The 12316-nt window shown below is 41.6% G+C and carries 11 protein-coding genes and 1 rRNA gene; 4 read left to right on the forward strand and 8 right to left on the reverse strand.

Annotation, left to right across the window (positions count from 1 at the left end):
• The 8 genes from CYL18_RS04905 to dnaA all read right to left on the reverse strand — a co-directional run.
• Window positions 1–82 (reverse strand): 16S ribosomal RNA (locus CYL18_RS04905); the annotation flags it as partial.
• Window positions 83–406: 324 nt separating this feature from the next.
• Window positions 407–2935 carry a DNA gyrase subunit A gene (gyrA, locus tag CYL18_RS04910; protein ID WP_104848375.1) on the reverse strand — a complete coding sequence of 843 codons (2529 nt, stop codon included), beginning with the start codon at window positions 2933–2935 and terminating at the stop codon, window positions 407–409.
• 123 nt (window positions 2936–3058) lie between these two features.
• Window positions 3059–4966 carry a DNA topoisomerase (ATP-hydrolyzing) subunit B gene (gene gyrB / locus CYL18_RS04915; RefSeq protein WP_236636282.1) on the reverse strand — a complete coding sequence of 636 codons (1908 nt, stop codon included), beginning with the start codon at window positions 4964–4966 and terminating at the stop codon, window positions 3059–3061.
• A gap of 72 nt (window positions 4967–5038) precedes the next feature.
• The gene (remB, locus tag CYL18_RS04920; protein WP_104848377.1) at window positions 5039–5275 is read right to left on the reverse strand and encodes an extracellular matrix regulator RemB; all 237 of its coding nucleotides are present in this window, start codon (window positions 5273–5275) and stop codon (window positions 5039–5041) included.
• Window positions 5276–5284: 9 nt separating this feature from the next.
• On the reverse strand, window positions 5285–6403 hold the full coding sequence (recF, locus tag CYL18_RS04925) for a DNA replication/repair protein RecF (protein ID WP_104848378.1): 1119 nt from the start codon (window positions 6401–6403) through the stop codon (window positions 5285–5287).
• A 16-nt stretch (window positions 6404–6419) separates the two neighbouring features.
• Window positions 6420–6632 (reverse strand): S4 domain-containing protein YaaA, encoded by a 213-nt coding sequence (gene yaaA / locus CYL18_RS04930; RefSeq protein ID WP_104848379.1) that lies wholly within the window; start codon window positions 6630–6632, stop codon window positions 6420–6422.
• Between the two features lie 118 nt (window positions 6633–6750).
• Window positions 6751–7884: a DNA polymerase III subunit beta gene (gene dnaN / locus CYL18_RS04935; protein ID WP_104848380.1), complete on the reverse strand. Its 1134-nt coding sequence runs from the start codon at window positions 7882–7884 to the stop codon at window positions 6751–6753.
• Between the two features lie 205 nt (window positions 7885–8089).
• Complete coding sequence (gene dnaA / locus CYL18_RS04940; RefSeq protein ID WP_104848381.1) at window positions 8090–9442, reverse strand: chromosomal replication initiator protein DnaA; 1353 nt, start codon at window positions 9440–9442, stop codon at window positions 8090–8092.
• Between the two features lie 575 nt (window positions 9443–10017).
• Here dnaA and rpmH point away from each other — a divergent pair.
• The 4 genes from rpmH to jag all read left to right on the forward strand — a co-directional run bounded on the left by rpmH (window position 10018) and on the right by jag (window position 12313).
• On the forward strand, window positions 10018–10152 hold the full coding sequence (gene rpmH / locus CYL18_RS04945) for a 50S ribosomal protein L34 (protein WP_066109727.1): 135 nt from the start codon (window positions 10018–10020) through the stop codon (window positions 10150–10152).
• Window positions 10153–10448: 296 nt separating this feature from the next.
• Window positions 10449–10793, forward strand: a complete 345-nt coding sequence (rnpA, locus tag CYL18_RS04950) for a ribonuclease P protein component (RefSeq protein ID WP_104848382.1) — start codon at window positions 10449–10451, stop codon at window positions 10791–10793.
• A 114-nt stretch (window positions 10794–10907) separates the two neighbouring features.
• A complete protein-coding gene (gene spoIIIJ, locus CYL18_RS04955) occupies window positions 10908–11696 on the forward strand; it encodes a YidC family membrane integrase SpoIIIJ (protein ID WP_104848383.1) in 789 nt (262 codons plus the stop codon).
• Window positions 11693–12313, forward strand: coding sequence for an RNA-binding cell elongation regulator Jag/EloR (jag, locus tag CYL18_RS04960; protein ID WP_104848384.1), 621 nt, complete (start codon window positions 11693–11695; stop codon window positions 12311–12313). The genes spoIIIJ and jag overlap by 4 nt, the downstream gene beginning before the upstream one ends.
• Window positions 12314–12316 lie beyond the last annotated feature (3 nt).

Raw genomic sequence — 12316 nt, forward strand, 5'->3', positions numbered from 1 at the left:
GCTCCCATCTGATTCGCTCGACTTGCATGTATTAGGCACGCCGCCAGCGTTCGTCCTGAGCCAGGATCAAACTCTCCAAAAGATGTTTGATCTAGCTATAATTTAAAACATTGACGAGAGTTAAACTCTCTTGTTTAAGACTTGCTTAGCGTTTCGTTTTGTTTAGTTTTCAAAGAACAATTCGTTCGTTGTCGTTTTTCAGCGACTTGATTATCATACCAAGTTCACTTTGTTTTGTCAACAACTTTTTTTAATTCTTTTTCTTGGCGGACCGCTTATCTCGGTCAGCTAAATCAGTATACCAACATATCGCTATGTTTGCAACATCTTTTTCATATTTTATTCATTTCCTGTAAAAACAACATAAAAGCCAGGAAGTCATTAATGGCTCCCTGGCTTTTCATTTCTATTCTTCGCTTTCCTCAGATGCTTGCGATTCACCATCTAACGGTTGTTCTGCCATAGTTTCGTCATCTTCCATGGAATCATCTTCGGATTCAGCTTCTTTCTCCACTTTTGCTACAGTGGAGACGTATTGCTCATCCTCATCTCCTAGCCTGATTAGCTTGACGCCCATTGTATTTCTTCCAAGGCGAGAGATTTGAGCCACATCCATCCGGATTACGACACCTGCTGCCGTGATGACCATAATATCTTCCTCGCCAGAGACGGTTTGAACGGATACAAGATCACCATTTTTGTCGGTTATATTACATGTTTTTATTCCTTTTCCGCCACGGCTTTGGATACGATACTCTTCAGCGCCTGTACGTTTTCCGTAGCCTTTTTTCGTCACGATAAGGATATCGTCCTTCTCTTCAAGGATATCCATACCAACGACCTCATCTCCGGCACTTAGCGTGATACCTTTTACTCCCGTCGCTGTACGCCCCATTGAGCGGACATCTGTTTCAGGGAATCTGATAAGAAGTCCATTCTTTGTCCCAATAATGATGTCACGTTCTCCATCTGTTAATTTGACAGATATCAATTCATCATTTTCGCGCAATCCAAGGGCAATTAAGCCATTATTGCGGATATGGGCAAATGAAGATAGCGGAGTGCGCTTGGATATCCCCTGCTTCGTCGTGAAGAAGAGGAACCAATCATCGACGAATTCCTGAACAGGGATTATAGCATTCACCCATTCACCCTGGTCAACTTCAAGAAGGTTAATGATTGGGAGCCCTTTAGCTGTACGGCTGAACTCCGGAATCTCATAGCCTTTCGAACGATAAACCTTCCCTTTATTAGTGAAGAAGAGAATCGTGTCATGGGTAGAGGTTGTGAGCAGATGCTCAACGAAGTCATCCTCATTCGTACCCATACCTTGAATTCCTCGTCCGCCTCTTCGCTGGCTTCGGTATGTGGAAACTGGGAGCCGCTTAATATACCCCTTATTCGTCAATGAAATGACGATGTTTTCCTGAGGGATGAGATCTTCATCTTCAATGCTTTCCAAGCCGGCAAGTACGATTTCGGTACGTCTCTCGTCGTTAAAGCGCTCCTTGATTTCAAGCAATTCTTCGCGAATTAGGTTTAATAGCTTTTCTTCATCAGCTAGGATTGCTCTTAAGTTGCCAATCAAAGTCATTAATTCGCTATATTCTTGCTCAATTTTATCCCGCTCGAGTCCTGTTAATCTTTGCAGGCGCATATCAAGAATTGCTTGAGCTTGTTTCTCACTCAGTTCAAACTTCGTCATCAACCCTTCACGCGCGATATCCGTTGTTTGGGAACCGCGAATTAATGCGATGATTTCATCAATATGGTCTAGAGCGATTCGCAGGCCTTCGAGAATATGCGCTCTCGCTTCTGCCTTCCGAAGCTCGTATTGAGTCCGGCGGCGGACGATCACTTTCTGATGCTCTAAGTAGTAATAAAGCATTTGCTTAAGGTTGAGTACCTTTGGCTGGTCATCAACAAGAGAGAGCATATTGATTCCGAAAGTCGTCTGCAATGCAGTGTGTTTGTATAAGTTGTTCAATAGAACATTCGCATTCACGTCACGTCTCAGCTCAATTACGATGCGCATGCCATTACGGTCTGACTCGTCACGCAAATCCGTAATGCCCTCAATGCGTTTGTCACGGACAAGCTCAGCAATTCGCTCAACCAATTTAGCCTTATTCACCTGGTAAGGTATTTCAGTGATAATGATGGCTTGTTTCCCGTTTGCTCTTTCCTCGATAAAGGAGTTGGCGCGTAGCGTGATGGAGCCTCTTCCTGTTTCATAGGCCTTACGAATCCCGCTTCTTCCTAGGATTTTCCCAGCAGTCGGGAAGTCAGGACCAGGTATAATCTCCATAAGCTCCTGAATGGTAATCTCAGGATCCTTACTTAACGCAAGCACCCCATCAATAACCTCTCCTAACTGGTGAGGCGGGATATTCGTTGCCATTCCGACCGCAATACCCGCCGATCCATTGACTAAAAGGTTAGGAAAACGAGACGGAAGAACAACTGGTTCCCTTTCAGAACCATCATAGTTGTCTCGGTAATCGATCGTGTCCTTATTCAAATCTCTTACTAGTTCCATTGAGATTTTGGACATACGAGCTTCTGTATAACGCATTGCCGCTGCCGAGTCTCCATCAACAGAACCGAAGTTTCCGTGTCCTTCTACTAGCATATAACGATAGTTGAAGTCTTGCGCCATACGAACCATTGTTTCATAAACAGCCGAATCACCATGCGGATGATACTTACCGATTACTTCACCAACGATACGGGCTGACTTCTTGAACGCTTTATCAGATGTCATGCCTAGATCATTCATCGCATAAAGAATCCGCCTGTGCACTGGCTTCAGACCATCACGCACGTCTGGCAATGCCCTCGATACGATAACGCTCATCGCATAATCCAGGAATGATGTTCTCATTTCCTGAGTAATATTTATCTCTTTTACTCTTGGGTTTTCCATTTCCGCCATGGAACTACCTCCTCTTATCCACAAACTCCTGTTTTACAAGTAAAAAGACAGGATAGATAGGACCTATCCTGCATGATTACCTATAGGAACCTGGAATACTTATCAGGTACCTGCCAACACTCATCATATATCAAGGTTCTTCACATATACCGCATTGTCTTCGATGAAGTTACGGCGCGGTTCAACCTTGTCACCCATCAGCATCTCGAAAGTTTCATCCGCATCAATTGCAGCTTCAAGACTGACTTGGAGAAGGGTTCTTGTTTCCGGATCCATTGTTGTATCCCATAATTGCGTAGCATTCATTTCACCAAGACCCTTGTAACGCTGCAATCCCGGTTTAGGCTGTGCAGGGAGCTCGGCCATAATTTTTTCAAGATCTCGATCATTATAGGCGTATTCCACACGCTTGCCCTGCTGTACTTTATAAAGCGGCGGCTGGGCGATGTAGATGTAGCCATTCTCGATAATCGGCCGCATATAACGATAGAAGAACGTTAACAATAATGTTCTGATATGGGCACCGTCGACATCGGCATCCGTCATGATTACAACCTTATGGTAACGGGCTTTCGAAATGTCAAAGTCCTCTCCAATGCCTGTTCCAAGGGCCGTAATGATATTTCGGATTTCTTGGTTTCCAAGGATTTTGTCCAGACGTGCCTTCTCAACGTTCAGAATTTTACCCCTTAACGGCAAGATAGCTTGGAAATGCCTGTCTCGCCCAGTTTTTGCAGAACCGCCCGCAGAATCACCCTCTACGATATAAATCTCACTGATGGACGGATCCTTAGAGGAACAGTCCGCTAACTTACCAGGCAAGCTGGAAATTTCAAGGGCACTTTTCCTTCTAGTTAGCTCCCTTGCCTTTTTGGCCGCTGCTCTTGCTCTAGCTGCCATTAAGCCTTTTTCAACGATTTTTCTGGCAACTGATGGATTCTCCAACATGAATTTTTCCATCTTGTCTGAGAAGATATTATCTGTGATCGTTCTAGCCTCAGAATTCCCTAATTTCGTCTTCGTTTGCCCTTCGAATTGCGGATCAGGATGTTTGACGGAAATGATTGCTGTTAATCCTTCACGTACATCTTCACCAGTAAGGTTTTGGTCATTATCCTTGAAAATACCGTTTCTGCGCGCATAATCGTTAATGACTCTTGTTAAAGCCGTCTTGAAGCCGGATTCATGAGTACCGCCTTCATATGTGTGAATATTATTGGCAAATGAATAAATATTGCTTGCAAAGCCATCATTGTATTGGAGAGCCACTTCAATCGAGATGCCGTCCTTCTCACCCTCGACATAAATTGGCTCCTCATGAAGAACCTCACGCGTACGGTTTAAATGCTCGACATAGGACTTAATTCCGCCCTCGTAGTGGTATTCGTTTGATTTGCCATCTTCTCGGTCGTCTCGAATCGTAATTTTTATGCCGCGATTAAGGAAGGCAAGCTCTCTTAAACGGACTGCGAGAATGTCATAATCGTACACAAGTGTCTCCGTGAAGATTTCTCCATCCGGCTTAAACGTGATGGTTGTACCAGTTCGGTCAGAATCTCCTAGGATTTGAAGCTCACCTTTCGGAACTCCTCTTTCGAACTTTTGAACATGAATCTTGCCTTCACGTTCAACTTGCACTGTCAGTTCAGTGGAAAGAGCATTAACTACAGACGCGCCAACTCCGTGCAATCCGCCTGATACTTTGTAGCCTCCGCCGCCAAATTTTCCTCCGGCATGGAGGGTTGTCATGATGACCTCAACGGCCGGCCGGCCTACCTTTTCATGAATACCTACTGGAATACCACGCCCGTTGTCTTTGACCGTGATGCTATTGTCAGAATTGATAACGACATTGATTTCATCACAAAAACCGGCAAGTGCCTCATCAATACTGTTGTCGACAATTTCCCATACTAGATGGTGCAATCCTCTGCTGCTTGTTGATCCAATATACATCCCTGGCCGTTTTCGTACTGCTTCAAGGCCTTCGAGTATTTGTATCTGATTTTCATCATAGGACCCATTTTGGATATTTGTTTGTTCCGTAGTCAAAACCATTCACCTACACTTTTCATGCATTTATTTCAAAACTTTATTTCTTTCTTAAACACGAACAATTGATGATTTGCGCTTTAATGCCGCTGACCCTAATGAGGAGAGATATATGTGGTTATTTGTGATAACGATCGATTTAGCTGGTGGATGATCAGCTAAATGGATGACGTCGTTTTCTGAAATAAACTCTTTTAACAGCAGTGAGCTATCAAGAAGCTTTGCATCCAAAATAGCCACAATCTCACTTGTCTTCACTACCGTATCATTCCCGATATGAAGGTACACTCCGTCACCTCATTTCATTCTGGTCATTGTGCCGCTTTTCACTTGGAAGGTTGCCGCCTCCCGTAATGTTTGATGATCAATTCCCTCTACGCTTGTGGTTGTTACGAATGTTTGCACCTTTCCTTGAATGGTGTTCAATAAATGAGATTGACGATAGTCATCAAGTTCTGAGAGAACATCATCAAGCATGAGTATCGGATATTCATTGATTTCTGAATGAATCAATTCAATCTCAGCCAGCTTCAAGGATAAGGCCGTCGTGCGTTGCTGGCCTTGTGAGCCAAAGGTTTGCACATCGCGCCCATTGACATAAAACTCCAAGTCATCCCGATGCGGGCCAATCAGTGTGGTACCGCGTTCTTTTTCTCTCATTTCTATTTTATCAAATTTTTCCTGAAATCTTTCTACTATTTTCGACATATCCATAGATTCTGATACCTCTACGGATGGTTTATATCGAATTTCGAGAGTTTCCAGGCCCCTTGAGATTCCCTGATGTATCGGTTTTGCCCAATTTTGCAGTAGTTCAAGGAACTCGAATCGCTTCACAAGAATTCTTGCAGCATAATGAACGAACTGCTCAGTCAGCACGGCTAGCATCGTATCGTCAGTGATTTTCCTCATCTGAATCTGCTTTAGGAAAGCATTGCGCTGATGAAGAATTTTTTGGTACTGACTATATTCGTGCAAATAAACCGAGGAGACCTGTCCAATCTCCATGTCAATAAAACGTCGTCTGATTTGCGGGCTCCCTTTGACTAAATTCAGGTCCTCTGGTGCAAACATAACGACATTCATGTTCCCAATATATTGACTAAGGCGCTTTTGTTCGAGGTGATTACACTTGGCCTTTTTGCCTTTCTTCGAGATCGTCAGCTCAAGAGGGATAGATCCGTTATTTTTTTTCACTCTACCCTCTATTCTAGCATAATCTTGGTCCCAACGAATGAGATCTTTATCATTTGAAGTTCGATGTGATTTCGCCATTGCGAGCACATACATCGCTTCCATAACATTCGTCTTCCCCTGTGCATTCTCGCCAAGAATGACATTGACCTTATTCTCAAATTCCGCCGTCAGACTCTCATAATTCCGATAATGTTGAAGAGCAATCTTTTCAAGATACATAGTTAGGTCCTTTGCTTTATTCCGTGATTAAATAAGAACCGATTTCCGGTACTTCAATACGATCGCCAACACGAAGCTTCCTTCCTCGTCGGACGTCTAACTCACCATTGATATATACTTCATATTCTGAAAGAAACCATTTTGCTGCCCCGCCAGAATCGATTATGCTGGCCAGCTTCAAAAATTGTCCCAGGGTAATAAATTCAGTTTGAATTTGTATAGATTCCATTTAAAAAATCCCACCTGTAAAAGTATCTAAAAGTTTATTTTACTAAATAAAATGATTTTACACAAAAAAACCTGTTCTTGGTACAATCCGACGAACAGGTTTCTACAATTTGTGTAAATTAATACGTTCTCACTGGCAAAATCAGTTGGAGCATGCTTTCATCCTCAACACCTTTTAATACAAAAGGTCTCATGGCTCCGGTGAAATTGATTGTCACTTCCGTCACATCCAGCGCCTTCAATGCATCCATCATATATTTTGCGCTAAAGGAGATTTTTAATTCTTCTCCCTCAATAGAATGAGTCAGGATTTCCTCAGTAACAGTTCCAACCTCTGGTGTATGGGAAGAAATTTCAATATAAGATCCTTCTAGCGTAGATAGTTTGACGACATTATTTCTGCTTTCTCTTGCAAGCAAAGAAGCCCTGTCAATGGCATGCAATAACTCTTTTGTATTAATTCGAACATCCGTTTTACTCTCATTTGGAATAAGGCGGGATGTATCAGGATAATTGCCTTCTAATAAACGTGAGAAGAACAATAAGTTTTTGGATTTAAACAGAACTTGATTTTCTGTAAAGATCATTTGAATCTCTTCATCCGTATCATCAAGGATTTTGCTGAGTTCACTCAAGCTTTTTCCTGGAACAACGACACTATGGCTATTTCCATTACCGCTGATGGCCGTTTTTCTCATGGCGAGCCTATGGCTATCTGTTGCAATACAGATTAATTGGCCATCCTCGATGCGCCAGTTTACACCTGTCAAGACAGGTCGTGTTTCTGAGGTGGACACTGCAAAGATTGTCTGGCGGATGATGGTTTTTAGTAAATCGATTGGCATTGCATACATATTTTCTTCTTCTATTTGCGGAAGCTGTGGATAATCATCCGCATTTAATCCGTTTAGCTTATATTCCGCTTTGCCAGAACGAATGATGGTTTGCAAATGAGCATGAACTTCGATTTCTACGGAGTTTTCAGGCAGTTTTTTGACGATTTCAGCAAAGAAACGAGCCGGGAGTACAATGGAACCAGTTTCTTTAATTTCTACTAGCTCATTGCCTTCTTCTTCAGAAGGAATATAGGATTCGATGGAAATATCAGAGTCACTTCCGGTTAAACTAACGCCTTCTTCATTGGCTTTTAATTTTATCCCAGTCAAGATTGGAATAGTAGTTCGCGTGGATACTGCTTTGAGAACATCATTGACACTTTGAACTAAGCGGTCGCGCTGAATAATAATTTTCATAAGTAATCCTCCAAATTGTGACTAATCTTAGATACATATTTATTATTTATTTTAATAAAAAAATAGAAGAAGTAATAGTAGGGCCTGTGAGTATGTGGATAACTAAAGAAAATGACGGAAAAACAGTCTATCCACATGTGGACAGACTGTGACTAATCTTGGGTGTCAAACGTTTCCTATCAACAATCGAATTATCGGCTGTTGATTAGTGAACGTTTAGTTTGCTATTAATTTCTTTTATATGCTCTTGAAGCTGTGCGTCAGTTTGCATGAGTTTAGAAATTTTTTCGTGAGCATGAATAACCGTTGTATGGTCCCTGCCTCCGAACTCTTCACCAATCTTCGGTAAGGAAGAGTCGGTGAGCTCACGAGAAAGATACATGGCAATCTGTCTTGGATAAGCGACGGATTTTGTCCGTTTCTTTGCTTTGAAGTCATCGAGCTTCACATTAAAATGTTCTCCAACTGCCCTTTGAATATCCGCTATCGAGATAATTTTCGGTTTTGAATTCGGAATGATATCCTTTAAGGCTTCAGCTGCTAAATCAGCGTTTATATCTTTATTTATAAGGGAAGAATAAGCCACTACTCGAATGAGAGCTCCCTCAAGCTCACGTATATTCGAATCAATCTGGTTAGCGATATAGATCATAACCTCATTGGAAATATCAAGTCGTTCAGCCTTTGCCTTCTTACGAAGAATCGCAATCCTTGTTTCAAGATCCGGAGGGGTGATATCCGTGATTAGGCCCCATTCGAACCGTGAACGAAGGCGGTCCTCAAGTGTCGGAATCTCTTTCGGAGGGCGATCACTTGAGATAACAATTTGCTTGCTTTCCTCATGGAGAGCATTGAAAGTATGGAAAAATTCCTCCTGGGTTGATTCTTTACCAGCCAGAAATTGAATATCATCTATTAATAGCACATCAACATTTCGATATTTGTTTCGGAAGTCTTCTGCGCGATTGTCACGAATCGAGTTAATAAATTCGTTCGTGAATTTTTCTGATGATAAATAGACAACCTTTGCTTGAGGATTATGCTCAAGCACATAATGGCCAATCGCATGCATTAAGTGCGTTTTTCCAAGACCGACGCCCCCATAAATGAAAAGGGGATTATAGGCTTTAGCCGGCGCCTCAGCTACAGCGAGCGAGGCAGCGTGAGCGAACCTGTTCCCGGAGCCAATAACAAACGTGTCGAACGTATATTTAGGGATTAAAAGGGTCTGTGGAATATCATGCTGCTCATCTTGATTTCTTTTTACTCTCTTGGCTGGAGCAGGAAGATCATACTCTTCTTCTGTTTGGTTATGAGGAATGATAAATTTCACTTCCAAATGTTCGCCTGTAATTTCATACAGGACATCGCCAATTACTTCTGAGTAGCGTTCCTCAAGCCAATCACGCGCAAACTCATTTGGTGCCACGACTGTCAGTGTATCCTTTTTTAAGGAATGGACTTTTGTCGATTTCAGCCATGTCTCAAAGCTGGGTTTGCTTATTTTCTTCTCTAATATAGATAAGGAATGCTTCCATAATTCTTCTATGTTTTTCACTAGTCGATCCTCCTTCTAACAGCCAATTCACCATAATCCGCTAAAAAAATTTATGAAAAGGACAGGAAATGTATAAAAATAAGTAACCATGTATAAGGGAATTTAAGGGGATTTGTATTTTCGACAATATCCACCACCTGTGGACAAGGTTATTCCATACTGTGTGGAAATCTATCCACATCTTATTAACACTCTGTGGATAATTTTATCTTGTGGATAAGTTATCAAGAATGAAAACATAAAATATGATATCAAAAAACCACAGTAGTTGCAACGTTTTTTATTATTTATCCACAACAACCTATGCGTGGGGATAAAAGTTTTCCACAAGGGAGTGGATTGTGAAAAACCTGTCGAAAAAGGATGTGGATTGTGGAAATCGGTTAATTTAATTATCCACAACATATCCCAAGACAACAAGTATAATTTCTCTTTTTCCTGTGAAAGAATAAAAAATCATGCATCGGAGAAGATAAAGAGAGCATTAATGAAAGTATAAGTTGACAATTGACCATCTACCTCTATATACTTGTAAGGACTGTCTTTAACTGTAATCCTCAGGGAGGTGTACTATAATGAAAAGAACGTACCAACCAAATAAACGTAAACACAGCAAAGTTCATGGGTTCCGCGCCCGTATGAGCACTAAAAACGGACGTCGCGTACTTGCTGCACGTCGTCGTAAAGGAAGAAAAGTATTATCTGCCTAAGACCACTGACCATTTCAGTGGTCTTTTTTTCAGGCAGCTATAATAGTCAGTAAAATAATGGTCCTTTATTCTTTGGATCACCACCCTTGGCTAGACAGATTTGGTAAGCAGGGCAGTGATTAAGTAAAGGGCCATTTTGACTGTCAGTATATAAATGAATATTAATATGGTTTAATAAGAAAGAGACTTTTAATAAACTGGTAAATGGTCAATGCTTAAAGTGGAATGGGAAATGTTCCGGTTTTTTTGAAACCAATTCATACGGATAACGTAGAGTACTAGGTGTAGGTGGATACATGAATAAGGAAAGAAGAATTAAGAAGAACCAGGAATTTCAGGAAGTCTTCAAGAAGGGGCAATCAATAGCAAACCGCCAGTTTGTCGTGTATATTCTTGAAAGGAAAGAGCAAGATTACTTCAGGCTCGGTTTGTCTGTCTCAAAAAAAATTGGCAATGCCGTTACGCGCAATCGTGTCAAACGATATGTAAGACAATCCTTCCTTGAGATGGAGGATCGAATCAAGACAGGGAATGACTACATAGTTGTTGCGAGGAAACCTACTCAAGCGATGGATTTCCATGAAACGAAAAAAAGTCTGAACCATGTTTTAAAACGGGCGTCAGCCTTGAAGAAATACTAAGTTTCGCAATTTGTCATCCAACGGGATAGGCATTGCGATAGAAAAAATGGTAAAATACATTCATTGGACAAGAGGTTTTGTGAAATCTCTTAAGCAGTTAGGAGGAAAGAAGGCTTGAAGAAGAAACATTTGCTTCTCTTTGGTTCAGTCATATTTCTTATTGCCATTCTATCAGGGTGCAGTGAAATTAATGAACCAATCACTTCAGAGAGTGAGGGAATCTGGAATACTTATTTTGTTTATCCGCTTTCCTGGTTGATTATTAAAATGGCAGACATATTCGGAAACCGATATGGAATTTCTATTATTGTTGTCACAATTCTTGTGCGACTTCTTATTTTGCCATTAATGATCAAGCAAATAAAAAGCACAAAGGCTATGCAGGCAATTCAGCCTGAAATGAACCGCCTTAAAGAGAAGTACAGCTCCAAGGATGCTGAGACACAGCAAAAACTGCAGCAGGAAACGATGGCTTTATTCCAGCAGCATGGTGTTAATCCATTAGCTGGATGTCTGCCGATCTTTATCCAAATGCCTATCTTAATTGCATTCTACCATGCGATTATGAGGACAACAGAGATAGCAAACCATAGTTTCCTATGGTTTGATTTAGGCGATAAAGACCCATTCTTTATCTTGCCGCTTGTCGCGGGCTTAACAACCTATATCCAACAAAAAATCTCCATGGTTGGACAAGATAATAACCCGACAATGCAAATGATGCTGTACATTATGCCGATTATGATTATCGTATTTGCGATTAATTTCCCAGCGGCATTATCACTATACTGGGTTATTGGTAACCTATTCTCTATTGCTCAAACTTACTTCATTAAAGGTCCAGATATTAAGCAAGCAAAGTCTGACAAGGCAATTGCTAGAGCTGGAGGTAAGAAAAAGTGAAACAAGTAACCGCAACTGCCCAAACGGTGGATGAAGCCGTTGAATCTGCAATTAAACAATTAAATGCATCCGAGGATATGATTGAAGTCCAAGTCGTGGATGAAGGCAAAAAAGGCTTTTTGGGCTTATTTGGCACAAGGCCGGCCATTGTTAAAGTCATTTTGAAGCAGGATCCTTTGGCAGAAGCCAAGCGCTTCATAGAAGACGTCGCAGAGCAAATGGGTGCGCCGGTGCAAGTGACACTGAAAAGGGAAGGCAAATTAGTCATTTTTGAGCTATCTGGCGAGAAAATTGCTATGCTAATTGGCAAACGGGGACAAACCCTCAATTCGTTACAATACTTGACCCAGTTAGTGGCTAACAAGCATTCCGAGCAATACTTGACTGTTATGCTTGATGCGGAGGATTACCGAAGCAGAAGGACGCAGACGCTTAAACAGCTTGCGGAGAAAATGGCAAGCAAGGCGCTTTATACGAAAAAGGAAGTGCCGCTTGAGCCAATGCCGTCTTACGAGCGGAAAGTCATTCATTCAGCATTGATGAACAAGAAGAATATTAAGACCTATTCTGCGGGAACCGAACCGAATCGATATATCGTGATCGCCCCGCATAAATAAGAA

It is taken from the genome of Pradoshia eiseniae (genome assembly GCF_002946355.1).
GTDB lineage: Bacteria > Bacillota > Bacilli > Bacillales > Pradoshiaceae > Pradoshia > Pradoshia eiseniae.

What these genes read in the sequence shown, in the direction of transcription:
- rnpA (WP_104848382.1), top strand. Translation starts at nt 10,449, where the DNA reads ATGAATAAGGAAAGAAGAATTAAGAAGAACCAGGAATTTCAGGAAGTC.
- gyrA (WP_104848375.1), bottom strand. Translation starts at nt 2,935, where the DNA reads ATGGCGGAAATGGAAAACCCAAGAGTAAAAGAGATAAATATTACTCAG.
- rpmH (WP_066109727.1), top strand. Translation starts at nt 10,018, where the DNA reads ATGAAAAGAACGTACCAACCAAATAAACGTAAACACAGCAAAGTTCAT.
- recF (WP_104848378.1), bottom strand. Translation starts at nt 6,403, where the DNA reads ATGTATCTTGAAAAGATTGCTCTTCAACATTATCGGAATTATGAGAGT.
- dnaN (WP_104848380.1), bottom strand. Translation starts at nt 7,884, where the DNA reads ATGAAAATTATTATTCAGCGCGACCGCTTAGTTCAAAGTGTCAATGAT.
- yaaA (WP_104848379.1), bottom strand. Translation starts at nt 6,632, where the DNA reads ATGGAATCTATACAAATTCAAACTGAATTTATTACCCTGGGACAATTT.